The organism is Williamsia herbipolensis (genome assembly GCF_000964005.1).
Classification (GTDB): Bacteria; Actinomycetota; Actinomycetes; order Mycobacteriales; family Mycobacteriaceae; genus Williamsia_A; species Williamsia_A herbipolensis.
This window is the reverse complement of the sequence record NZ_JXYP01000036.1, coordinates 92,444-115,435: the sequence shown is the minus strand read 5'-3', so window position 1 is coordinate 115,435 and position 22,992 is coordinate 92,444. Positions and strand designations below refer to the sequence as shown.

Sequence of the window (22,992 nt, the reverse complement as noted above, 5' to 3'; positions counted from 1 at the left end):
TCGCCTCTCAGGTGCCCGACACAGGAGCAGATTTGGGGATGGCCAGGTACTTGGTCTCGAGGAACTCCTCGATGCCGACCCGGCCGCCCTCACGGCCCAGGCCCGACTCCTTCACGCCGCCGAACGGCGCCGCCGGGTTCGAGACCAGGCCGGTGTTGAGACCCACCATGCCGACCTCGAGTGCCGCCGACAGTCGCAGCGCGCGGTCGATGTCCTGACTGAAGAGGTATCCCACCAGCCCCCAGGGGGTGTCGTTGGCCATGGCGATCAGCTCGTCCTCGCTGTCGAACGGGATGAGCGGCGCCACCGGACCGAAGATCTCGGTCGCCATCAGGTCCGATTCGGGGCTCACGCCACTGAGCACGGTGGGCGGGTAGAAGTGACCGGGGCCCTCGGGTGCGGTACCACCGCACATGACCGTCGCCCCGCGCTCGACGGCGTCGGCGACGAGATCGCGCACCTTGGCCAGGGCCTTGTCCTCCACGAGCGGGCCGACCTGCGTGCCCTCGGCGACACCGTCACCCACCACGAGCGCGCCCATGCGCTCGGCCAGTTTGGTGCCGAATTCCGCGGCGACGGAACGGTCGACGAAGATCCGGTTGGCGGCGGTGCAGGCCTCGCCCATGTTGCGCATCTTGGCCACCATCGCGCCCTCGACGGCGCGGTCGATGTCGGCGTCGGCGCAGACGATGAACGGGGCGTTCCCGCCGAGCTCCATCGACGTCCGCATCACGGTGTGCGACGCCTGCTCGAGCAGTAGCTTGCCGACCTGGGTCGATCCGGTGAAGCTGAGCTTGCGGGCCAGTCCCGAGTCCATCCAGGTGGTCACCACCGGCCCCGGGGTGTTGGTGGTCACGATGTTGAGCACGCCCTCGGGAAGCCCCGCCTCGGTGAGGATGTCGGCCAGCGCGAGCGCGGTCAGCGGGGTCAGCTCGGCGGGTTTGAACACCATCGTGCACCCGGCGGCGACGGCCGGCCCGATCTTGCGGGTGCCCATCGCGAGGGGGAAGTTCCACGGCGTGATCAGCACACAGGGGCCGACCGGTTCCTTGGTGACCACGATGCGGTTGGCGCCGTCGCCGGTGGTGGTGTGGTCGCCCCCGATGCGGACCGCCTCCTCGGCGAACCACCGGAAGAACTCCGCACCGTAGGCGACCTCACCTTTGGCCTCGGCGAGCGGCTTGCCCATCTCGGTGGTCATGATCAGGGCGAGATCGTCGGCACGGTCGAGGATCAGCCGGTGTGCCCGGTACAGGATCTCGCTGCGCGACCGGGGAGATGTTGCCGCCCAGCTCTTCTGGGTGGCCGCGGCGGTCTCGATGGCGCGCTGCGCGTCGGCGGCCCCACCGTCGGCGACGGTCGCGATCTGCTCGCCGGTCGCAGGGTTCTCCACGGCGAAGGTGGCGCCCGATTCGGCGGCGCTCCAGCTGCCGCCGATGAACAGTCCGGTGTTCAGTTTGCCGATCAGTTCGGCGGCACGGGGGTCGGTCACGTCGGATCCTTTCGTGAGGGTGCGGGACGCAGGGTATCGGTGCGGGGATCGAGGAGCTCGGCGAGATGGGCTCCGGTGACCGAGGTGATCGCGCTGTCGACGCCCGAGAGGTGGTCGACGGCCATGGCGCAGCTGAAACCGTCGGTGAGCACGGGGGCGCCGTCGGAGCGTGCCCGAAGCGCCGGGGCCAACGCCTGCTCGCCGACGGCCATGCTCACCTCGTAGTGTCCGCGTTCGAAGCCGAAGTTGCCTGCCACGCCGCAGCATCCGTCGGCCGAGGTCACCTCGGAGACGCCGAGTCGCCGGAGCACCGACACCTGCGTCGCGGGACCGAACACCGCGTACTCGTGGCAGTGGGTCTGCACCGTCACCGACTCGGGCATCGGCGGCGGGGTGTAGCCGTCGTCGAGCATCTCGCCGACGTGCGCGGCGAAACTGCTGACGCGTGCCGCGACGCGTTTCGCGGCGTCGGTGTGGACCAGCTCGGGCAGATCTTTGCGCAGTGCCGCAGCGCAACTCGGCTCGGGCACCACGATCGGTCGGTCGGTGCCGTCGTCGAGAGCAGTAACCGTGCGGTTCAGGACCTTCTTCGCGTGATCGAGCTGGCCGGTCGAGATCCAGGTCAGTGCGCAGCAGTTGTCCTTCTCGCAGCTCACCTGTTCGGTGTCACCGCCGCCGAGGACGCGGGCGGCGGCCGTGGCGACGTCGGGACGGAAGGCCTTGGTGAACGAGTCGAGGAACAACACCACCGGTGCGTCGGTGCGGCGGACCAGGGGTGCCAGAGCCGCCCGCACCGACTTCCGGCGGGCGAAACGCGGCATCGAGCGCCGCGCATCGAGGCCGGCGACACGCGCGGCGGGTCCCGACAACCGGCTCCCCAGAACGGCATTGATCATCGGGGCCATCGCGGTGGCGGGTCGCAGCCAGGCCGGCATCCACCCCAGCGCGTAGTGCGACATCGGCCGTAGGCGGTGGCGGTAGAAGTGCGAGAAGAACTCCGACCGGTAGGTCGCCATGTCGACACCGGTGGGGCAGTCGGTCGAGCACGCCTTGCACGACAGGCACAGGTCCAGGGACTCGCGGACGTCCTTCGAGCGCCACCCGGTCTCGATGTCGGGAGCGGTGCGCGTCATCTCCTGCAGCACGCGGGCGCGGGCGCGGGTCGAGTCCTTCTCATCGCGCGTCGCCCGGTAGCTGGGGCACATCACCCCGCCGGAGTGTGAGCGACACCGACCGACGCCGATACAGGCCTGTGTCGCATGGACGAACGGGTCGAGTCCGGGGGCCTCGAGCGGGTGATCGGCGCGACCGTTGTCCCCGGGCCCGGGGATGCCGAGATCGAACGCGGTGGTCCAGGTGCGCGCGGGGATGCCGTCGAGGGCGAGATGGTCGCCGATGGCGTCGGGGTCGACGATGCTGCCCGGATTGAGCACGCGCGCCGGATCCCAGATGTCCTTGAACGCGGCGAACATCGACATCATGCTGGGCGAGTACATGATCGGAAGCAGCTCCGACCGGGCGCGGCCGTCGCCGTGTTCGCCCGACAGCGATCCGCCGTGGGCCACCACGAGGTGCGCGGCGTCGCGACAGAACGCGAGCATGGTCTCCCGACCCGATGCGGTGCGCTGGTCGAAGGTGATGCGCACGTGCATGCAACCGGCGCCGAAGTGGCCGTACATCACGCCGGTGAGCCCGTGGTGGGCGAGCAGGTCCTGGAAACCCTCGAGGTACTCGGGCAGGTTCTCCGGCGCGACGGCGGAATCCTCCCAACCCGGCCAGGATTCGTATCCGCTGCCCGCATCCGGGTCGTCGAGATCGACCAGACGCGACGATAAACCAGCACCGTCCTCTCGCACACGCCACAGCATCGAGCGCGCCGCTGGATCGCTCACGGTGCGCGCGTCGACGAGACGTCCCTCCGCGCGCAGCTTCTCGAGCAGATCCGAGATCGCCGCGGGGACATCGCCGGCACTGAACTCGTCGAGTTCGACGTAGATCCAGGCTTTTCCGTCCGGCAGGCCCTCCACTGACGACCGACCGCGCCGGGCCCGCATGGTGGCGACGATGCGTTCGTCGATGCCCTCGATCGCCGAGGGGGAGAAGCTCAGCATGGTGGGGACGTCGCGGGCGGCGTCGACGACGTCGCGGTACCCCAGGCACAGCAGCTGCGGGTGCGCCGCGACGGGCACCAGCGACACCGTCGCCGACACCACGATCGCGCACGTGCCCTCGCTGCCGACGAGCGCCCGTGCCACGTCGAAACCGCGCTCGGGCAACAGGTGCGCGAGATGGTAGCCCGACACCTGCCGTGGGATGCGTTCGAGTTCGGTGCGCAGCGGGGCGAGGTTGTCGCCGACGAGATCACGCAGGGCGTCGGTGAGATCCTCGGCGCGGCGGACCGCGGCGCTGTCAGCGGGATCGGTGGCCGTCAAGCCCGTTCGGGTGGCGGTGAGGCGCACCCCGTCGGCGGTCACCAGCGAGATCGCCACGACGTGGTCGGTGGTGCGGCCGTAGCGCACCGAGTGGTTGCCGCAGGCGTCGTTGCCGATCGCGCCGCCGACGGTGGCCCGTGACTGGCTCGACGGGTCGGGCGCGAACGTCAGTGTCCCGTCGCTGATCTCGCGCACCCGCTTCTGCAGGGCGGTGAGCACGACACCCGACTGGGCGACGGCGGTGCGCCCCTCGACGTCGACGGACGTGACGGCATCCATGTGGCGCGAGAAGTCGATCACGACGCCCTCACCGATGGCGTTGCCGCCCATACCCGTCCCGCCGCCGCGGGCGATGATCGGCACACCGTGCTCGTGACACCAGCGAGCGGCCGTCGCGACGTCGATGTCGCTGCGCGGGAACACGACACACAGCGGGGACAGCCGGTAGTTCGAGGCGTCGTAGGAGTATTCGGTGCGACGGCGCGACGAGTCGTCGGCGTCGAGACCGAGCGCCCTCAGCGCGGGTGCGGCGTGGGAGGCGTCCCCGGTGGTCTCGCGGTGCGGGGTGAGGGTCACCGCGGGGTTCAGCCCAGCACGGCGTCGACCGCCGCGCCGAATCGGGCCAGCCCGGAGTCGATCTCGTCGGCGGTGACGACCAGCGCGGGGATGAGTCGCACGACGTTGCCGAGTGGCCCACAGGTCAGGGTCAGCAGGTCCTGATCGATGCACGCCTGCTGCACCTTGGCCGCAGCGGCCGCGTTCGCGGTCGGCACCGAGCCCGAGGCGTCGGGGTCGATGAACTCGATACCCGCCATCAGGCCCTGTCCGCGGACGTCGCCGATGGCGGGGACCCGCTCGGCCAGGGTCGCCAGACCGGCGAGCAGCTGATCACCGCGTTCGCGGGCGTTGTCGACGAGGTTCTCCTCGGCGATGACGGCCAGTGTCGCGACTCCGGCGGCAGCCGCGACGGCGTTGCCGCCGTAGGTGCCACCCTGCGAACCCGGCCACGCCTTGGCCATCAGCTCGGTGGGTGCGGCGATCGCCGAGATCGGGAAGCCCGAGGCGATCCCCTTGGCGGTGATGAGGATGTCGGGGACGAGGCCGTCGCAGAACTCGTGGCCCCAGAACCTGCCGGTGCGTCCGACGCCGGACTGCACCTCGTCGACGATGAGCACGATGCCGTGGCGGTCGGCGCGCTCACGGAGGCCGGCGAGGAAGGCCGGAGGTGTCGGCAGATAGCCGCCGTCGCCGAGGACCGGCTCGATGAGCATGGCGGCGGTGTCGTTGGGGGCGACCCGCGAGGCGAAGAGGTAGTCGAGCTCGCGCAGTGCGAAATCGACGGCGGTGTCGGTGTCCATCCCGTAGCGGTAGGCGTAGGGGAAGGGCGCCATGTGCACGCCGCTCATCAGCGGGGAGAAACCGGCCGAGAAGCGGGTGCCCGCGGTGGTGAGACTGGCCGCGGCGACGGTGCGGCCGTGGAACCCGCCCTGGAACACGACGATGTTGGGGCGGCCGGTGGCCATGCGCGCCAACCGGATCGACGCCTCGACCGCCTCGGAGCCCGAGTTGGCGTAGAAGACCGAGTCGATGCCGTCGGGGAGCACCTCGCCGAGGGCGTCGGTCAGTTCGAGCAACGGCTGGTGCATCACGGTCGTGTACTGGGCGTGGATGATCTTGCCGCACTGTTCCTGGGCGGCGGCGACCACGCGGGGGTGGCAGTGACCGGTGCTGGTGACGCCGATACCGGTGGTGAAGTCGAGGTAGGAACGCCCGTCGGTGCCGTGGATCCACGAGCCCGTCGCGTGGTCGACCACGACCGGCGTGGCCTGCTTGAGCGCCGGACTGAGGGTGGCGCGAGCACGGTGGATCTTGGTCGTGTTGTCGCCGCTCGAGGTGTGCGCGACGGTGCCCAGGGTGGAGGTCATGGGTACACGGTGACCGGTGGGTGGTCGGATTGTCAACAATTGGACTATCCGGTTCGGGGTGGGGCCGGGGCGTTGTCTACGGTGGGCGGCGTGACCGCAGATCCGACCCCGGCGGACCGCCCCATCCGCGTCGCCGTGCTGACCCGCGACGGGCTCGCCGACCCGCACAACCTCGACGCGATCGCCGAGCTGGCGCAGGTGCGGTTGTGTACCGCCGACGACCTCGCCGACGCCGTCGCCGGAGCCGACGTGCTGATGCTGTGGGACTACTTCTCCGCGGCCCTCCGGGAGGCATGGCCGCACGCCGAGGCGCTGCGGTGGATCCACGTGTGCGCCGCCGGCGTCGACGCGATGCTCTTCGACGAGCTGCGCACCTCCGACGTCGTCATGACCAACGCCCGCGGCGTGTTCGACGGCCCGATCGCCGAGTTCGTCCTCGCGTCGATCCTGGCCCGCGACAAATCCCTGCACGAGTCCCGCGCACTGCAGCGCGAGCACCGGTGGGTGTGGCGCGAGACGCGGCGCACCACCGGCTCGAGCGCACTGGTGATCGGTACCGGCGCCATCGGTCGTGCGGTCGCGAGACTGCTGCGCGCCGCGGGCCTGCAGGTGACGGGTGCGGGTCGCACCGCGCGCACCGACGACCCCGACTTCGGCACCGTGATCGCCACCGACGATCTCGCCGAGCATGTCGGTGCCTTCGACAACGTCGTCGCGATCGCACCGCTCACCGAGCAGACCGCCGGACTGGTCGACGCGCGAGTGTTGGCCGCGATGAAGCCCTCGGCGCACCTGATCAACGTCGGACGCGGGCAGTTGGTGGTCGAGGCTGATCTGATCGAGGCCCTTCGGGACGGGACCATCGCGGCGGCGTCGCTCGACGTCGTGGAGACCGAACCGCTACCGGCCGACAGCCCGCTCTGGGACCTCGACCAGGTGGCGATCTCGGCCCACATGAGCGGCGACGTCGTCGGCTGGCGTGATGAACTCGCCGACCAGTTTCTCGCTCATCTGCGCCACTACGCGGCCGGGCAGGCTCCCGACCACCCGGTCGACAAGGAGCGCGGGTACGTGCGCTGACCGCCGGGCACGCCGACGCGCCGTGATCGAGGCGTATTCACAGACGTATCTCAGGGTCGGCTCCTAGCCTCGGGGCGGTATCCCGGTGGGCACATGAGAAGGAGGTCAGCGCGTCATGAAGCGACGACTGCGACTGACCTGGAAACCGAACAGCGGTACCCGCACCACCCTGCTGTGCGTGGCCGGCCTCATGGTCGCCGGCATCGGCCTGGCGTACTGCGTGCATCTCGGTGCCGACCGCGGCGAGGAATCCGAGGCCGAGTCGACCTCCGCCGCGGCGATGAAGTTCATCACCCCACCCACCTCCACCCCGGCGGTCCCGGACACGGTGGGCCCCGCGCCCGTCGAGCCACCCGCCTCGGGCAGCGCGGCCGGCGGTGTGACCCCGACGGCCATCAGCCGCTCGAAGATGCTGCTCGGGACGGTCGACAGTCTGTCGACGTCGGAGATGGGCATCCACATGAGCGACGGTCGGCGACACCGCATCGCGCTGACCGACTCGACCCACTACGAGACCGCCGACAAGGCTGCCGCCTCGCCGTTGAAGCTCGGCGATCTGGTGGTCGTCCACGTGCTGATCGACGGCGAGCGGATGGTCGCCGATCTCGTGGTGGACGGACGCGTCACCGCGTCGCGTCCGGGAAACTGACCTCCGCGGTCACCAGTGACTAGGCTGTAGCGCGATGACCGCCGTCTACTTCGTGATCGCCGCTATCGCCCTCGCCGGTGCGGCCGTACTCCTGTGGCTCGACCGCCGTCGTGCCGCGGTGGTCCGCCGTGAGCGCGCGGTATGGGGTGACGGACACGGGTTCCGCTTCGTCGCCACCGAGCGCGCGGCACCCGAGGAGGTGCGCGACATCCGTTCGGAGCTGCACCGCGCCGCGATGGACATCGAGGACCACGTCGAGATCGTCGACATCACCCACGGCCGCTACTTCGGTGACGAGGCGGTGCTCTTCGATCTCGTCGACATCGGCACCATCGTGGCCGTGCGTCGGTCGGTCGCGTCGTCGGTCGTCATCGACGTCCGGCAGGAGAAGGTGCTCGCCCCCGCCGAGGACGACGTCGAGTTGCTCGGCGCCATGGGTCGACGCGTCATGTTCTCCACGCACCTCGACATCGCCCGCCGCGTCTGCGACCGCCGCATGATCGCGCTGGCGACCAACGCCCCCGATTACATCGAGATCATCTGGAACGAGGGCAACTGGTCGGTCGCGTCGATGCCCCTGACCAATGATCCCGACCGACTCGACACCGCGCTGGAGACGGTGCGTCGCTTCACCGATCTGCTCCGCGTGCTGCCGCCCTCGACCGATCCGGCGCCGCGTCCCGACCCGCGCGATCCCTCGAGCCCCACCGGACGAGCCCGTCGAGGACTGGCCGAGCCGAAGACCGAAGCCATTGCGCGCGAACAGCTCCAGGCCACCGCGGGTGCGCGCGCCGCTGCTCCCCGTCCCGATGGCCCGCGCGTCGACAGCCCTCGACCGGAGGGTCCCCGTGGTGACCGTGTGCGGGCCGAGAACGCGCGTGCCGACGCGCCGGCGCCGCGGCCGGTCTCGCCGGTCGACGTCGCCGGTGGCCCGCCGCGGACGCTCCCGCCCCGGCCCCAGCCGCGGTCGGCTGAGTCGGATCGGCCGCGGGCGGCTGAGTCGGATCGGCCGCGGTCGGTGGCACCGTCGTCCGATGCCCCGCGTCGCGGTGTGCAGCCGATGCCCGTGCGTCGTCGCGTCGATCCCGATCGCGACATCCCCCGCGAGGGCTTCTCTCGCGACGACCGATCGGAGTGACGCGAGTGAGCAAGCAGCGACTGGCTGAACTGGTCGCCGAACTCGCCGTGGTCCACGGTCGGGTGACGCTGTCCTCGGGCAAGGAGGCCGACTACTACGTCGATCTCCGACGGGCGACGTTGCACCACGAGGCATCTCGGCTCATCGGTGTGCTGATGCGTGAGCTCACCGCCGACTGGGATTTCGCGGCCGTCGGTGGTCTCACCCTCGGCGCCGACCCCGTCGCGACGGCGATCATGCACGCCCCCGGGCGGGACATCGACGCGTTCGTGGTGCGCAAGGCCGCGAAAGCCCATGGGATGCAACGACAGATCGAGGGACCCGACATCGTCGGCAAGCGCGTCCTCATCGTCGAGGACACCACCACGACCGGCAATTCGCCGCTGACCGCGGTCGCCGCGGCGCGTGACCTCGGCGCGCAGGTCGTCGGTGTCGCCACGGTGGTCGACCGCGATACCGGCGCCGCCGCCGTCATCGAGGCCGAGGGTGTCGAGTACCGGTCGCTACTGGGCCTGGATGACATCGGACTCGCCTGAGCAGCGTCGCACCGACGAGCAGGGACCGACCGAATGGGCCACCGCGGCCGATGAGGCGGTCGGGCTCGGGCCGTGGTCGGTGGAGCGCGACGGGCCGCTCCCGACCGAGGAGCACTTCGATCCCGAGCTGCTCGCCGAGGGTGATCGACGCAACGTGGTCGACCGCTATCGCTACTGGCGGCGCGAGGCGATCGTCGCCGATCTCGACACCCGACGCCACCCGTTCCACGTGGCCATCGAGAACTTCGCCCACGACGCCAACATCGGCACCGTCGTGCGGACCGCCAACGCCTTCGGTGCGGCGGCGGTGCACATCGTGGGTCGGAAGCGCTGGAACCGTCGCGGCGCCATGGTCACCGATCGCTACCAACACATCTCGCACCACCCCGATGTCGCATCGCTGATCGCCTGGGCGCACGACGCGGGACTGCGGGTGGTCGCCGTCGACAACACCCCGGGCTCGATCCCGCTGGAGACGACCGACCTCCCGCGCGACTGCGTGCTGCTGTTCGGCCAGGAGGGCCCCGGCGTCAGCGCGGAGGCGCACGCAGGCGCCGACCTGACGGTCTCCATCGCGCAGTTCGGGTCGACCCGCAGCATCAACGCCGGTGTCGCCGCGGGTATCGCCATGCACGGCTGGATCCGCGCGCACGCCGATCTCGACGGTGCATGGTGAGCTACCCCGGTCGCGGCCTGTAGCCGAACCCGCCACCAGCTGACGAACCCGCCTCGTGCACGCAGCGGGTCTGTGAGGTGGTGGCGGGTTCACGGCCTGCGGAACCGCCGTGGCGCGAGCGACGTCTGTTCACTCATGACCCGGTTCCCCACCGATCGCCACGGCCTCATCCATCGCGCGACCGCCATGGCCGCGGGCTTCACCGACGCCGAGCTCGCGCGAGCCGTTCGCAACGGCGACCTGGTCCGTGTGATCCGTGGCGTGTTCGTCGATGGCGCAACACGCTCGCCGGAAGCCCATCATCGGCTGGTCGCGATCGCTGTCGCAGGCCAGAGCACGTCGATGGTCATCAGCCACCAGTCGGCGGCGGCGATCCACAGGCTGGCGATGCTGAAGCCGCAGCTGGGTCGGGTCCACACCATCGTGGCGGTCGGCGCCGGCGCGCACCGCAGATCCGCTCGCCACGAGCACGAGGCGGCCGTGACGCCCGAGGAGGTCACCGTCATCGACGGCGTCGCGGTCACCACGCTCGAGCGCACCGCCGTCGACGTCGCGTGCACGACGACGATGGGTTTCGCGGGAGCGTTGGCGGTGTTCGATGCCGCGCTGCGCGCCGGTGCGGATCGCGAGGTGATGGATTCGATGCTGCAGTCGACTCGACGCGGAATCGGTCAGGCTCGCAGGGCTTTACGCCACGCGGACCGCGAGTCGGAGAATCCGGGTGAATCGTGGGGACGAGCTCAGATGATCGACGCGGGCCTGCCGATCGCGCGTCTGCAGCACGAGTTCCACCACGGGGATGGTACGCTCGTCGCCCGTACCGACTACGACTGGGACGGTCTCCTCGTCGGTGAGTTCGATGGGATGACGAAGTACCAGAAGTATCTGCGCCGCGGGGAGACGCCGTTCGATGCGATGCGCCGCGAAAAGGTGCGCGAGGACGCGCTGCGCAAGCTCGGGATCATGGTGATCAGGTGGACCTGGGACGATCTCGAGCACGGACGCGTCGTTCCGCTCGTCCGGGACTGGCTGCAGCGACTGCAGCTGATCGCAGCATGAATCCGCCCCGAGATGACAAACCCGCCGCGAGTGGGCGGCGGGTTCGTGGGATTGCGGCGGGTCGACGACTCAGGGGGCGTCGGCCTCGACGGGCGGCGGGGGACCGGAGGCCTTGCGGCGCTTGTAGTACTCCCAGATGATCGGGACGATCGACACCAGCACGATGAGGATGAAGATGGGCTCGATGAGCTTCTGGATGATCTCGAACTGGCCGAGCCAGTACCCCAGCAGCGTGATGCCGCAGCCCCAGATGATGGCGCCCAGCACGTTGTAGGCGGTGAACAGGGCCGCGTTCATGCGGGCGGCACCGGCGACGATGGGTGCCAGGGTGCGCACGATCGGCACGAAGCGCGCCAGGAAGATGGTGACCGGTCCGCGCTTCTCGAAGAACGCATGCGCCTCGTCGATGTAGCGCTTCTTGAGGAAGCGGTTGCCCTCGGCGAACATCGCGGTGCCGGCGTACCGGCCGATCCAGTAACCGATCTGCCCACCGATGATCGCCGCGATCGGGATGAACAGCAGCAGCTGCCACAGCGACGCGAACTTGGCGACCTCCGCCGACTCACCCGCGGCGACCAGGCCGGCGACGAACAGCAGCGAATCGCCCGGGAGGACCGGGAACAGCACGCCCGACTCGACGAGGATCACCACCAGCAACCCCACCAACGCCCAGGTCCCGAAGTACCCGAGGAGGGTGATCGGGTCGAGGAAGCCCGGGAGGAGGGCGGTGTTCACGGTCGTGGTGCTCGCGGCATCGGCGAGCGCGGTGGAATTCACGGCCCTGACGATAGCCGGTCGGGCCTGAGGAAACGCTGTGCGTGCGGTGCCGGTGTCCACCGGACCTGCACCGCACCGCAGGTGACTTGCCATACTGTCTGCGGACGCGAGACCTACGCGAGCACCACGAAGACCTACCGGTTGGAGGACGACCCCGATGCCCATCGCCACCCCCGAGCAGTACGCGAAGATGCTGGACAGCGCCAAGAAGGGCGGCTACGCGTTCCCCGCGATCAACTGCACCTCATCCGAGTCGATCAACGCGGCCCTCAAGGGCTTCGCCGACGCGGGCAGCGACGGCATCATCCAGTTCTCGACCGGTGGCGCGGAGTTCGGTTCGGGTCTCGGTGTGAAGGACATGGTCACCGGCGCGGTGGCGCTCGCGGAGTTCGCCCACGTGGTGGCCGAGAAGTACGACGTCACCGTCGCGCTGCACACCGACCACTGCCCCAAGGACAAGCTCGACACCTACGTCCGCCCCCTGATCGCGATCAGCCAGGAGCGCGTCGACGCCGGACAGAACCCGCTGTTCCAGTCGCACATGTGGGACGGCAGCGCCGTGCCGCTCGAGGAGAACCTCGAGATCGCCAAGGACCTGCTCGCGAAGTCGGCCGCGGCGAAGATCATCCTCGAGATCGAGATCGGTGTGGTCGGCGGCGAGGAGGACGGTGTCGAGAACGAGATCAACGACAAGCTGTTCACCACCGCCGAGGACTTCGAGAAGACCGTCGACGCGCTCGGCGCGGGCGACGCGGGCAGCCGCTACCTGCTGGCCGCCACCTTCGGCAACGTCCACGGCGTCTACAAGCCGGGCAACGTGAAGCTCAAGCCCGAGGTCCTCAAGACCGGCCAGGAGGTCGCGGTGAAGAAGCTGGGCTCCGGCGCCGGCGACAAGCCGTTCGACTTCGTCTTCCACGGCGGCTCGGGCTCGCTGAAGAGCGAGATCGAGGAGGCGCTGAGCTACGGCGTCATCAAGATGAACGTCGACACCGACACCCAGTACGCGTTCACCCGTCCGCTCGCCGGGCACATGTTCGCCAACTACGACGGTGTCCTCAAGGTCGACGGCGACGTGGGCAACAAGAAGGTCTACGACCCGCGCAGCTACCTCAAGAAGGCCGAGGCCGGGATGACCGAGCGCGTCATCGAGGCCTGCAACGACCTCAAGTCGGCCGGGAAGTCCATCAGCGCCTGATCTCCCGCAGGACACGACGCGGCCCCCGATCGATCCGATCGGGGGCCGCCGTCGTTCGGACTGTCGCCGTCGAAGACGGGGATCAGCCTGTGGTGCAGACCTTCCAGTCGCCGTTCTCGTTGCGCAGCCGCACCGAGACCGGCGTGGTCGTGTTCGGGGTGCGCGCGCTCGCGGCGAGGAGCTCGACGATCGCGGTGTTCGGATCGACGATCTTCGACGCCTGCACCTTCCGGACCACGACGAGCTCGTTGTTCGCCTTCTGCGTCTCGAACTGCTGGCGGAACGCGTCGTCGGCGACACCGTCATAGAACTGCTTGCGCTCACCGCACGTGACCGACCGCAGCGTGGCGAGATCGCCGTCGCCCAGCGCCGTGGCGTACTTCATCGCCGACGACGCGGCACGATCGGCCTGCGGCTCACTCGGCTCGCCCCGCGTCGCGAACACCGCGATGACCACCGCCGCGACCGCGATCACGATCACCGCGATCGACGACACCCACAGCAACGTCCGCCGCGACCGTCCGGTGCTCTCGGGCCTCGGCGTCGTCGCCGGCGGGATGTACTGCGGCGCAACGGTGTCCGATCGCCACGGTCCGTCGTCGGGACGTACGGGCTCCGGATGGGTGTCGGCCTCCGGCTCATCGACGGGCGCGGGTGTCGGCACTGCCTGCGTCTCGGGCTCGGGTTCCGGCTCCGGCTTCGATTCTGCGTCGCTCTCGTGCTCAGGGGTCGGCTCCGGTTCCACGGTCGCCACCGGCTCGTCGGCGGTCGCCTCCGGCTCCTTCTCGAGGGTCGCCTCCGGCTCCGTGTCGAGGGTCGCCTCCGGCTCCGTGGCCGGCTCGTCGACGGGTGTCGGGTCGGCCTCCGGCGCGGTCTCGGGTTCCGGCTCGGTCTCGGGTTCCGACTCGCCGTCGGCGTCCGGCGCGGTCTCGGCGACCGACTCAGACTCCGACTCGGGCTCGGGCGCAGCCGCGGCGTCCGGCTCGTCGGTCACCGCGTCGTCGTCGGTCGTGGACCCGGCCTCGGATGTGTCGACGGCGCCCGCAGGCCCCTCGGGCTCGTCGGGATCCTCCGCGACCGGATCCGCTGCGTCGGGGTCGGAGTCCTCGTCGTCGGAGTCGGTTCCGGTGGCGTCCTCGTGATCGGCCCGCGGGGCGCGGTCGACGTCCGAGGGTTCCGGCTCGACACCGGACGCGTCCTCGACCTCGGCGCGAGGCGTCGCCGGGACACCCTGCTCGGTCTTCGGGGTGGGGATGGTCGGCTGGGAGGCAGGGGGTTCGGACGGGGTGCGGCGCAGACGTCGCAGAGCGGAGAGGGCCTTGCCGACTCCTGTGGAACCGGTGTCATCGGGATGCGACATGGTGCTGCCTCGCCTTCGTCATCACGCTCGCGTGTCGGGTCGCCTCTCCTGACGCACCGCGCGCCGGGAGGTGTCGACCGCGTCGCTCACCCTATCGAAGGACGCGGCGATCGTGAGGTGCCGGCGTACCCCGACCAGCCACGTCGTGTGCACAATGGGGCGGTGACGTCCTTCGGAGATCTCCTCGGCCCCCAGCCCACCCTGCTCACCGGTGACGACGACGCCGAATCGGACCTGCTCGCGGGCACCGACCCCAAGTCGGTCGCCGCCGTACACCCCACCGCCTCCATCGCGTGGGCCCACCTCGCCGAGGCGGCCATCGACTCGGGCGAGACGATCACCGCCTACGCCTACGCGCGCACCGGCTATCACCGCGGCCTCGATCAGCTCCGTCGCCACGGGTGGAAGGGCTTCGGGGCCGTGCCGTGGAGCCACGAGCCCAACCGCGGCTTCCTGCGCTGCGTGGCCGTCCTCGCGCGCGCTGCGCAGACCATCGGCGAAGAAGACGAGTACCTGCGCTGCCTCGACCTGCTCAACGACAGTGACCCGGCGGCGGCAGCGGAACTCGGCCTCGCCTGACCCCGGTCGCGCCGATCACGGCGCCTCCGGTGCGGCGAGTCGAGACGCTGTCGCGGCATCGCTGCGCACCCGTCACAACCGGCTGCCGCCCGCGATCCGTACCCGCACGCGGCGGGTCTGGTACTCGCTGCTGCCGATAGCCCAGTGCTCGATCGCCGCGGGTGTCGCCTGGTTCATCGCCTTCGACCTCGTCGGCCACTCGCGGCCCTTCTTCGCACCCATCGCGGCGGTGCTGTCGCTCGGGTTGTCGCTGGGTCAGCGCTGGCGGCGGGCGGTGGAGATGGTCGGCGGTGTCACCGTCGGCATCGGTGTCGGCGATCTCATCATCAGCGTCATCGGCACCGGCGCCTGGCAGATCACGGTGGTCGTCGCCCTCGCGATGACCGTCGCGGTCTCCCTCGATCGCGGTCCGCTGGTGCCCATCCAGGCCGCCAGTTCGGCGGTGCTCGTCGCCACCCTGCTGCCGCCGGGAGGGCCGGCGGGGGTGAACCGCATGATCGACGCGCTCATAGGTGGACTGGTCGGTCTGGTCATCGTCGCGCTGATACCCACCCATCCGGTGTTGCGCGCCCGTCGTGACGCCGCGTCGGTCCTGGCGACGATGGGTCTCGTCGTCCAGGGCGTCGTCGACGGTCTGCGTGCCTCCGACGACCAGCTGATCTCCGAGGCGCTGGCCCGCGCCCGCGGTACGCAGGGCGCGATCGACACGATGCGCTCGGACATGAGCGGCGGTCGCGAGATCAGCCACATCTCGCCGCTGTACTGGAACTCACGAGACCGGTTGTCGCGGTTGGAGGCAACGGCCGACCCCATCGACAACGCCGTGCGCAACATCCGGGTGATGGCGCGACGCGCGCTCTCGGGGATCCAGCACGGCGAGACCATGCACGACGACGTCATCGACGTGCTCGCCGAGGTGGTGGGTGCGCTCGACGTCGTACGGCAGATGTTGCTGGCCGACCCGGGGGACTCGCCCGACGGCGCCGACGCCGCACGGGTGTTGCGCACCATCGCGCGCAAGGCGAAGCCCGAACTCGTCGCCGACAGCGGCCTGTCGGAGACGGTGATCCTCGGTCAGTTGCGGTCGATCCTGGTCGACCTGCTGATGGTCGCCGGCCTCAAGCGCGAATCGGCGATCGCCACCCTGCGCTGACCGCCGGGTGTTGTCATACATGCGTGAGTGCGCATATATTGATCGGCATGGGGCACACACACGGCCACTCGCACTCCCATGCGCCGACCGCAGCCGACGGTTCGACCCGTCGTCTCTGGCCGATGGTGGCCGGGATGGGGATCATCGCGACGTTCTTCGTCGTCGAGGTCATCGCCGGCGTGTGGGCGAACTCGTTGGCGCTCCTCGCCGACGCGGGTCACATGCTCACCGACGTCGTCGCGATGGCGATGGGACTCGTGGCGCTGCTGCTGGCCCGCCACGGGAAGTCCGACGGTGAGAAGACGTTCGGCTGGCATCGCGCCGAGGTGTTCACCGCCGTCGCCAACGCCGTGCTGCTGATCGGTGTCGCCGTCTTCGTGCTCTACGAGGCGTTCGAGCGACTCGGCTCCGACCCACAGGTCCCCGGGCTGACGCTCATCATCGTGGCGCTGGCGGGCCTGGCCGCGAATCTCGTTGTCATGCAACTGCTCCGCAGTGACTCGCAGGACAGCATCGCCGTGCGCGGCGCGTACATGGAGGTGCTCGCCGACGCGGTCGGCAGCGTCGGCGTGCTCGTCGCCGGCATCATCGCGCTCACCACCGGATGGGGCTACGCCGACATCGTGGTCGCCGTCCTGATCGCGCTGTGGGTCGCGCCGCGGGCCATTCGCCTGGCGCTCGACGCGCTGCGGATCCTGTCGCAGCGTGCCCCCGCGCACGTCGACGTCGAGGCCGTGCGATCCGAACTCGAGGCGCTGCCGCAGGTGCACGACGTGCACGACCTCCACATCTGGACGCTGACCACAGGGATGGACGTCACGACCGTGCACCTCGGCAGCGACCACCCCAACGGCGAGGTCCTCATCGCGGCGCGCGAGGTCCTCGAACGCCACGGTCTCGACCACGCCACCGTGCAGGTCGACCCCATCGAGATCCAGAAGCGGTGCCATCGCGACCTCACCTGGTGATCGGGGGCGGCCGCGGTAACTCGGTGGCGGTCGTGACCGCGGGCCACGAAGATGGTCGCCATGAGCACCGACGCGCTGACGCGACTGCACCGCAAGCCCGATCGCGCGGGTGACCGCGCGCTGCTCGACGAGATCCTCGACGAGGTCAAGGTCGGCACCCTGTCGACGGTGATCGAGGGGCTGCCGTGGTCGGTGCCGATGTTGTTCGCCCGCGACGGTGACCGGATCCTGATCCACGGTTCCACCGGCGCAGGAGCTCTGCGACACGTCGCCGCCGGCGCGCCGGTCACGCTCACGGCCTTCGTCCTCGATGGCCTCGTCGTCGCCGACACGCTGTTCGACCATTCGGCGAACTACCGCTCGGCGGTCGTGCGGGGGACTCTCGACGAGGTCGACGTCGATCCCTCGCACGCGTTGGACGTGCTGTCGGACAAGCTGATCCCCGGTCGTCCCGACGAGGTGCGTACGCACACCGGTAAGGAGATGGCCGCCACCGCCGTCCTGGCCTTGCCGATCCTGGACGGCCAGTGGATCACCAAGGCGCGCAGCGGTCCGCCCGGCGAGCCCGAGGATGCCTCGCAGTGGACAGGTGTGGTGCCTGCCCGAATCACCTATGACCGACCGATCACCGCAACGGGAGACGAGCCGCCGACCTCGGTTCGGAGCCTCGTGTCGGGGTGACCGATGAGCCGATCGCGGGGCAGTTCAGGCGATCGCGTACACGACCATCACCGCACCGCGTCGGTGTGTGCGCATGGTCCCCGCCGGTCCCTGCCGGTGACGATTGTGTGCGGGGCTGACCGGTCACCAGGGCGACGACCGGCGCATCACCCTGTGAGCGCGTCGATCCGGCGTCGCACCGCGGTGGCGCCGACCTCGTCGGCGGCGCGGCGGGCGCGGTCGAGCGACTTCTCCGAGGCGCGACCATCGCGGCGTTGCTCGAGGAGCGCGACGAGATACAGCGTCTCGGCGTACCAGCCGTCGAAACCGCGCTCGCGGTGCGCGACACGGGCGTCGTCGAGATGGTCGGCAGCGCGGTCGAATTCGTCGAGAGCGATCGACAGTTCGCCGAGGTGGTGGTGCACCGTCCCGTACACCGACGCCCAGGAGATCGTGTTCTCGTCGGGGTGGGCCGAGAGGATCTCGTAGGCGACATCGCAGACCTCGGTGTTGCCGACCTGGGCGGCGACACGGCCGATGGTCGCGATCGTCGCCAGCCAGATGTTGTTGACCGGGATCTTCTCGATCCGCGGACGGTCGTACCACGCGACGAGATCGGCCGCGGCGTCAGCGTCGCCGACGTCGACGAGAGCCGTTGCGAGACAGGCGCGATAGGTGTCGACGATATCGAATCGCTCGGTGAGGGCCGCGCGGGCGTCGGCCACCTCGCTCATGTCACCCCGCAGTGTGCGCAGGGCGACGACCGGCCCGAGGAGACGGCCGAAGGTGTAGCTCTCCAGCGGCGGCGACGGGATGTCGAGCATGTCCGCGAGCCGGCCGTCGCAGCGGTCGAGACGGCCGGCGGCCAGATCGATGGCGAACCTGAGATAGCTAGCGAGCCAGGTCAATTCCGGATCGCGCGACACCTGGGCGTCGGTGAGCACGGCCGCGGTCCTGTTCGCGGCCTGCAGGTCGCCGTACTCGATCTGCTGTCGGGCGATCCACACCGCGACCAGAGGATCGATACGGCGGTCGGGGGAACCGGCGAGCAACTCCATCAATTCGTCGTAGGACTGACGTCGGAACGCCGCGCACTGCGGAACGCGCAGTGCCACCACCACAGCCGACAGTGCGGTCACGAGTGCGCGACGATCGCCCGCCGAGCGTGCGGCGTCGATGGCGCGCACCAACAGGGTCTGCCGTGTGGTGTGGTCGGAGACCCAGATCAGCTCGATGGCCAACTGCGACAACAGACGGGCGGCGTCGCCCGAGTTCTCGCGGCCCACCTTCTCGAGCGCGTCGAGGGCGTCGTACAGATCGGCGATGCGCTCACTGTCGGAGTGGAGGTGGACGTACAGGATCCCTTGCAGATCGTTGGCGAGTGTCGCGGTGACCTGCAGGTCGACGTCACCGAGTCGCCGTGCCATGTCGGTCGCCCCGAGAAGCGTCGCCCGGAACCCGGGATCGCGGGCTTTCCGTTGAGCCCGACCGAGATCGACCCACAGGCGGCACCGGTCGGCGGAGTCGCCGCGGGGGATGAGACGTCGTTCGGCGCTGCGGTAGAACGCGACCGAGTCCTCGTACGCCCCCAGCGTCATGGCGGAGGTACCCGCGCGCCACCAGTACGACACCGCGCGCGCCCGGTCGGCGTCGCGCCCGCGGCTGAGGTGGTGGGCGAGGCGTGCGTACTCCTCGGGCACCCCGACCTCACCCAGGTCGGTCAGGGCGCGGGCGACACGCGAGTGCAGCTCGGCCCTCCGCGTGCCGGCGATCTCGGCGTACACCGCCTCCTGCACCAGTGGATGTCGCAGGACCACGGTGGTGCCCTCGGCCGAGTCGATGATCAGCCGCTGGCGGACCAGATCGTCGAGGGCCTCGGCGAAAGCGTGGTCGGTGAGTGCGGCGGTGACCGTTCGCAGCACGATCCGCGGCGCGACCATGCCCACCACCGAACACAACTGCAACACCTCGCGCGCGTCACCGGTCAGCAGCCGCTCTCGCTGGGCGACCGATTCCGCGATCGATGACGGGAGCGACTCGCCGGATCCCGAGAGATGGGAGGCGATCAGCGACTCCACGAACAGCGGGAGACCGCGGGTGCGCTCGACGAGGGTCACCGGGTCGAGGGCGGCACCCGACGCCTCGATGATCGCACCGACCTCCGCGACGCTGAGTCCGGCGAGTCTGATTCGACGCAGTCCTGTCGAACGCTCCGCGCCGGCGAGGGTCGAACGCACCTCGGTGTCATCGAGGAACTCGTCACGCACCGTGGCGATGACGCACAGGCGGCTGCGGCTCGAGGCGTGGATCAGGTAGCGGATCACCGCCGACGTCGCCGGCGACGCCCAGTGCAGATCCTCGATCACCAGCACGGTGGGCCCCCGGCGGGTGGAGGTGGTGAGCCACTCGAGGACCGCTGTCGTGATCGTCGCCCGGTCGTCGTGCAGCGGTGGTTCGGGTGTGACGTCGGGGAAGCGGTGGGCGGCCTTGGGGATGAGGTGGAAGATCCCGGCACCGGTGTCGCGCAGTCTCTCCCGGGCCACGTCTGCGCCGGCGGCGTCGAGGTCGTCGCCGATCGCCTCGACCAGTGGCTCGAAGGGTACGACCGCCTCCTCGGAGCACCGACCGAACAGGACATCCGCGCCGGCCGCCCGTGCCTGGTCCATCGCGGCGTGGGCGACGGTGCTCTTCCCCGAGCCGGCCTCCCCGGAGATGATCACGACCTGCCCGACGCCGCGGGAGGCGCGAGCGACGGCATCGGAGATCGCCGTCAGCTCCGTGGCACGGCCGATCACCCCCGCCGATCGGGGCGGGCCCGACGGGGTGTCGCCGCGCAGGACGGCGAGGAAGAGCTCCTCGGTCGCCGCCGACGGCGCCACCCCCAGTTCGTGGGAGAGAACCTGTCGACAGTTCGCGGCCACCTGGAGTGCGCGTCCCCGCTCCCCGAGCCCCATGTGTCCACGGATGGCCGTCCGGTAGGCGCTCTCGCGCAGGGGGTCGATCGCGATGAGCCGCTCCGCAGAGGAGATCGCGGCCTCGTACTCGGCGAGACGCAGCGACCCCTCCGCGTTCACCTCGTGGGCGCGGACACGCAGAGCGTCGGCCTCCGCGCGCAGTTCGTCGGCCCAACCGCCCTCGACGTCGCGCAACACCGGGCCGTCGAGGAGCCGGAGCGCCGTGCGCGCGTCCTGCACGGTCACGGTGTCGTCGGGACTTGGATCGCAACACCCGCGGGCGAACTCGAGGTCGGTGACCGAGCCGTCGGGCAGGGTCAGTCGGACGTTCCCGGCGCGCGAGCGCACGGTGTCGGGGGCATGCCGGCCATCTCGAGCGCGTCGCGCACGCGGGACAGGACTCCGCGCACCGCCGAGTTCCACGACTGGGGTCGTAGCGCCGGCCACAGCACGTCGGCCAGTTCCTCGAGGGTGACCTCGCGGTGGCGATTGACCGCGAGGTAGCCGAGCACGATGTCGCACCGTCGCCCGCCCACCACGCGGGGGTGCACGACCCGGTCGCGGTGCGTGACGGCGACCTCGCCGACGAGCCGAACGGCGAGCTCCATGCCGTCGGTCGTCATCACTCCACGATAGAGCAGCTCACCCCCGCATCACGACGAGGTCGTGTCCGGTGCGCGACGCCAATTTCGCTCCGATCCCGGACAATTGGACACTGGGCGGCGCCGGCACCACGGTGCCGACGCATCGCTCGCCGTGGCCAGGGGGCGCACCCAGATCGTGGATCAGCGCCAGAACACGACCAGGTCGTAGCCGATGGAGGCCAGTGCCGAACTGACCCCCGACAACTCGAAGAGCCAGTAGACGAGGTCGAAGAATGCCCGGTTGACCGGGGGCAGCAGGAGGATGAGGAACACGACCAGGAAGCCGTACTGCCCGATGGGTGCGATCGATCGCCGCGTCTGCATCGAGAGGTACGGCTCGATGGCGCCGTAGCCGTCGAGGCCGGGGATCGGGATCAGGTTGAGCACCGCGGCCGTGATCTGCAGGAACGCCAGCATCCCGAGCGCGGAGTAGAGGTTGATGCTCGACTGATCGATGGTCGCCACCTGCGATCGGATGTAGGCCAGCAGGGCGATGGCCACGACGATGTTCGCGAACGGCCCGGCCAACGACACGATCGTGCGCTGCGCCCGGGTGAACCCGGCCTGGTTGACGTAGACCGCACCGCCGGGGAAACCGATGCCGCCCAACAGGATGAGCACGAGCGGGAACGCGATCGACAGCCCGGGATGGGCGTATTTTCGCGGATCGAGGGTGAGGTAGCCACGGTTCTCGGCGCCCGCGTCGCCGAACGCGAAGGCGGTCACCGCGTGTCCGAACTCGTGCAGGCACAACGAGATCACCCAGCCGCCGACGACCAGCAGCAGCGCGCCGATGATCGACGTGGCGTTGCGGCCCGGTTCCGAACTCGCCAGCACGACGCCACCGGCGACGGTCGCGGCGACCACGCCGACGAACACCGGCCCGGGTCGGACCGCCCGCGCGATCTGGGTCGCCGTGCTCATGTGGTGATCCTGTTCGTGGGGGAGACCAGCTTCCAGTCCTCGTGATGGCGGTAGATGGTGGAGCGCTTGACCGGTCGGTCGGCGCGCACGCCGTCGCGTTCCACGACGATGTCGATGCCACCGGTCTGCACCGCGCGCCCGGCGATCCACTTCTGCCGGAACCGCTTCTGCAGAGCGCCCTCGACACCGGGCTCCGCCCTCGTGGGGCGGATCAGCACGGTCGTGATCTCGCCCAGGGCCAGTCGCTCGCTGTCGACGATCGATTCGCCGGTGAAAGGCGCACCGTTCTCGCCGAGGTGGCGGGCGCCGCCGATGATGACGACCGCGGCGTCGTCGCGGATCAGCGGGACGGTGACGGCGGTGCCGGTGAGCGCGAGGTCGACCGCGGCCGTGCCGTGGGGGAGGCCCCACGCCGCGGTGCCCGGGGTCGCGGCGGGCGCGACGTAGGCGATCTCGACGTCGAGCCGTTCGGCGATCATCAGCCGCGACACCACGCCGCCGCAGAACGCGTCGGGGAGTTCGGCGCCGCCCACCACGATCACGCGGTCGACGTCGAGCGGCGCCATGGCCTTGGCGACGCCGGCGCGCAGGGAGTCGCGGTCGAGGCCTGCCCGGGTGACCGTGAGGTGGGCCAGGTCATCGGGGAGAACGGCATCGTTCGCGCACATCACGCTGATGGTCATGGGGTGGTCCGTCACCTTCGTCGGCCTGCGACCCACACCGTCGCGCCGTGGTCGGCGTGGGCCGACGCGCGGGCAGCGAAGCGGTATCTGTCGTACAAAGCCAGTAGG

At 70.0% G+C, this 22,992-nt stretch carries 20 protein-coding genes; 11 read left to right on the top strand and 9 right to left on the bottom strand.

The window, feature by feature from the left end:
* Positions 1 to 7: 7 nt before the first annotated feature.
* The 3 genes from TU34_RS18945 to TU34_RS18935 are packed head-to-tail and all read right to left on the bottom strand — an operon-like array spanning position 8 to position 5,849.
* Positions 8 to 1,492 (bottom strand): NAD-dependent succinate-semialdehyde dehydrogenase, encoded by a 1,485-nt coding sequence (locus TU34_RS18945; RefSeq protein ID WP_045824446.1) that lies wholly within the window; start codon positions 1,490 to 1,492, stop codon positions 8 to 10.
* A complete protein-coding gene (locus tag TU34_RS18940) occupies positions 1,489 to 4,500 on the bottom strand; it encodes an FAD-binding and (Fe-S)-binding domain-containing protein (protein WP_420835200.1) in 3,012 nt (1,003 codons plus the stop codon). Before TU34_RS18940 ends, TU34_RS18945 begins: the two co-directional genes overlap by 4 nt.
* Positions 4,501 to 4,508: 8 nt before the next feature.
* Positions 4,509 to 5,849 carry an aspartate aminotransferase family protein gene (locus TU34_RS18935; protein ID WP_045824445.1) on the bottom strand — a complete coding sequence of 447 codons (1,341 nt, stop codon included), beginning with the start codon at positions 5,847 to 5,849 and terminating at the stop codon, positions 4,509 to 4,511.
* A gap of 90 nt (positions 5,850 to 5,939) precedes the next feature.
* Here TU34_RS18935 and TU34_RS18930 point away from each other — a divergent pair, with 90 nt between their 5' ends.
* From TU34_RS18930 to TU34_RS18905, 6 genes are all read left to right on the top strand, one after another.
* Positions 5,940 to 6,929 (top strand): D-2-hydroxyacid dehydrogenase, encoded by a 990-nt coding sequence (locus TU34_RS18930; RefSeq protein WP_203225494.1) that lies wholly within the window; start codon positions 5,940 to 5,942, stop codon positions 6,927 to 6,929.
* A 115-nt stretch (positions 6,930 to 7,044) separates the two neighbouring features.
* Complete coding sequence (locus TU34_RS18925) at positions 7,045 to 7,578, top strand: hypothetical protein (protein WP_045824444.1); 534 nt, start codon at positions 7,045 to 7,047, stop codon at positions 7,576 to 7,578.
* Between the two features lie 34 nt (positions 7,579 to 7,612).
* The gene (locus TU34_RS18920; RefSeq protein WP_045824443.1) at positions 7,613 to 8,716 is read left to right on the top strand and encodes a type III secretion system chaperone family protein; all 1,104 of its coding nucleotides are present in this window, start codon (positions 7,613 to 7,615) and stop codon (positions 8,714 to 8,716) included.
* A gap of 5 nt (positions 8,717 to 8,721) precedes the next feature.
* Positions 8,722 to 9,252 carry an orotate phosphoribosyltransferase gene (pyrE, locus tag TU34_RS18915; protein WP_238981379.1) on the top strand — a complete coding sequence of 177 codons (531 nt, stop codon included), beginning with the start codon at positions 8,722 to 8,724 and terminating at the stop codon, positions 9,250 to 9,252.
* Positions 9,233 to 9,928: a TrmH family RNA methyltransferase gene (locus TU34_RS18910; RefSeq protein WP_045824441.1), complete on the top strand. Its 696-nt coding sequence runs from the start codon at positions 9,233 to 9,235 to the stop codon at positions 9,926 to 9,928. The genes pyrE and TU34_RS18910 overlap by 20 nt, the downstream gene beginning before the upstream one ends.
* Positions 9,929 to 10,063: 135 nt before the next feature.
* Positions 10,064 to 10,987, top strand: coding sequence for a type IV toxin-antitoxin system AbiEi family antitoxin domain-containing protein (locus tag TU34_RS18905; protein WP_045824440.1), 924 nt, complete (start codon positions 10,064 to 10,066; stop codon positions 10,985 to 10,987).
* Positions 10,988 to 11,056: 69 nt separating this feature from the next.
* On the opposite strand, the gene TU34_RS18900 is transcribed toward TU34_RS18905, so the two are convergent.
* The gene (locus TU34_RS18900) at positions 11,057 to 11,764 is read right to left on the bottom strand and encodes a DedA family protein (RefSeq protein WP_045824439.1); all 708 of its coding nucleotides are present in this window, start codon (positions 11,762 to 11,764) and stop codon (positions 11,057 to 11,059) included.
* A gap of 157 nt (positions 11,765 to 11,921) precedes the next feature.
* On the opposite strand from TU34_RS18900, the gene fbaA reads away from it, so the two are divergent.
* Positions 11,922 to 12,959, top strand: coding sequence for a class II fructose-bisphosphate aldolase (gene fbaA, locus TU34_RS18895; RefSeq protein WP_045824438.1), 1,038 nt, complete (start codon positions 11,922 to 11,924; stop codon positions 12,957 to 12,959).
* An 82-nt stretch (positions 12,960 to 13,041) separates the two neighbouring features.
* On the opposite strand, the gene TU34_RS22475 is transcribed toward fbaA, so the two are convergent.
* Positions 13,042 to 14,319 (bottom strand): Rv0361 family membrane protein, encoded by a 1,278-nt coding sequence (locus tag TU34_RS22475; RefSeq protein WP_052689052.1) that lies wholly within the window; start codon positions 14,317 to 14,319, stop codon positions 13,042 to 13,044.
* Between the two features lie 162 nt (positions 14,320 to 14,481).
* Between TU34_RS22475 and TU34_RS18885 the strand changes: the two genes are divergently transcribed.
* The 4 genes from TU34_RS18885 to TU34_RS18870 all read left to right on the top strand — a co-directional run bounded on the left by TU34_RS18885 (position 14,482) and on the right by TU34_RS18870 (position 17,700).
* Positions 14,482 to 14,898 (top strand): DUF3151 domain-containing protein, encoded by a 417-nt coding sequence (locus TU34_RS18885; protein WP_045824534.1) that lies wholly within the window; start codon positions 14,482 to 14,484, stop codon positions 14,896 to 14,898.
* Positions 14,899 to 14,959: 61 nt separating this feature from the next.
* Positions 14,960 to 16,051 carry an FUSC family protein gene (locus TU34_RS18880; protein ID WP_045824533.1) on the top strand — a complete coding sequence of 364 codons (1,092 nt, stop codon included), beginning with the start codon at positions 14,960 to 14,962 and terminating at the stop codon, positions 16,049 to 16,051.
* 47 nt (positions 16,052 to 16,098) lie between these two features.
* On the top strand, positions 16,099 to 17,019 hold the full coding sequence (locus TU34_RS18875) for a cation diffusion facilitator family transporter (RefSeq protein ID WP_045824437.1): 921 nt from the start codon (positions 16,099 to 16,101) through the stop codon (positions 17,017 to 17,019).
* A 60-nt stretch (positions 17,020 to 17,079) separates the two neighbouring features.
* Complete coding sequence (locus TU34_RS18870; RefSeq protein WP_150116605.1) at positions 17,080 to 17,700, top strand: pyridoxamine 5'-phosphate oxidase family protein; 621 nt, start codon at positions 17,080 to 17,082, stop codon at positions 17,698 to 17,700.
* A 146-nt stretch (positions 17,701 to 17,846) separates the two neighbouring features.
* Here TU34_RS18870 and TU34_RS18865 read toward each other — a convergent pair whose 3' ends face one another.
* From TU34_RS18865 to TU34_RS18850, 4 genes are all read right to left on the bottom strand, one after another.
* Entirely contained in the window at positions 17,847 to 20,981 is a 3,135-nt protein-coding gene (locus TU34_RS18865; protein ID WP_045824435.1) for an ATP-binding protein, read from the bottom strand.
* On the bottom strand, positions 20,951 to 21,256 hold the full coding sequence (locus TU34_RS23955) for an AfsR/SARP family transcriptional regulator (RefSeq protein ID WP_045824434.1): 306 nt from the start codon (positions 21,254 to 21,256) through the stop codon (positions 20,951 to 20,953). Before TU34_RS23955 ends, TU34_RS18865 begins: the two co-directional genes overlap by 31 nt.
* Positions 21,257 to 21,418: 162 nt before the next feature.
* Positions 21,419 to 22,201 carry a site-2 protease family protein gene (locus TU34_RS18855; protein ID WP_045824433.1) on the bottom strand — a complete coding sequence of 261 codons (783 nt, stop codon included), beginning with the start codon at positions 22,199 to 22,201 and terminating at the stop codon, positions 21,419 to 21,421.
* Positions 22,198 to 22,869 carry a hypothetical protein gene (locus TU34_RS18850; protein ID WP_045824532.1) on the bottom strand — a complete coding sequence of 224 codons (672 nt, stop codon included), beginning with the start codon at positions 22,867 to 22,869 and terminating at the stop codon, positions 22,198 to 22,200. Before TU34_RS18850 ends, TU34_RS18855 begins: the two co-directional genes overlap by 4 nt.
* Between the last annotated feature and the right edge of the window lie 123 nt (positions 22,870 to 22,992).

Coding starts and splice junctions, on each gene's coding strand:
- TU34_RS23955 (WP_045824434.1), bottom strand. CDS start 21,256: ATGACGACCGACGGCATGGAGCTCGCCGTTCGGCTCGTCGGCGAGGTC.
- TU34_RS18910 (WP_045824441.1), top strand. CDS start 9,233: ATGACATCGGACTCGCCTGAGCAGCGTCGCACCGACGAGCAGGGACCG.
- TU34_RS18870 (WP_150116605.1), top strand. CDS start 17,080: ATGAGCACCGACGCGCTGACGCGACTGCACCGCAAGCCCGATCGCGCG.
- TU34_RS18850 (WP_045824532.1), bottom strand. CDS start 22,869: ATGTGCGCGAACGATGCCGTTCTCCCCGATGACCTGGCCCACCTCACG.
- TU34_RS18855 (WP_045824433.1), bottom strand. CDS start 22,201: ATGAGCACGGCGACCCAGATCGCGCGGGCGGTCCGACCCGGGCCGGTG.
- TU34_RS18905 (WP_045824440.1), top strand. CDS start 10,064: ATGACCCGGTTCCCCACCGATCGCCACGGCCTCATCCATCGCGCGACC.
- TU34_RS18935 (WP_045824445.1), bottom strand. CDS start 5,849: ATGACCTCCACCCTGGGCACCGTCGCGCACACCTCGAGCGGCGACAAC.
- TU34_RS22475 (WP_052689052.1), bottom strand. CDS start 14,319: ATGTCGCATCCCGATGACACCGGTTCCACAGGAGTCGGCAAGGCCCTC.
- TU34_RS18925 (WP_045824444.1), top strand. CDS start 7,045: ATGAAGCGACGACTGCGACTGACCTGGAAACCGAACAGCGGTACCCGC.
- fbaA (WP_045824438.1), top strand. CDS start 11,922: ATGCCCATCGCCACCCCCGAGCAGTACGCGAAGATGCTGGACAGCGCC.
- TU34_RS18920 (WP_045824443.1), top strand. CDS start 7,613: ATGACCGCCGTCTACTTCGTGATCGCCGCTATCGCCCTCGCCGGTGCG.
- TU34_RS18875 (WP_045824437.1), top strand. CDS start 16,099: ATGGGGCACACACACGGCCACTCGCACTCCCATGCGCCGACCGCAGCC.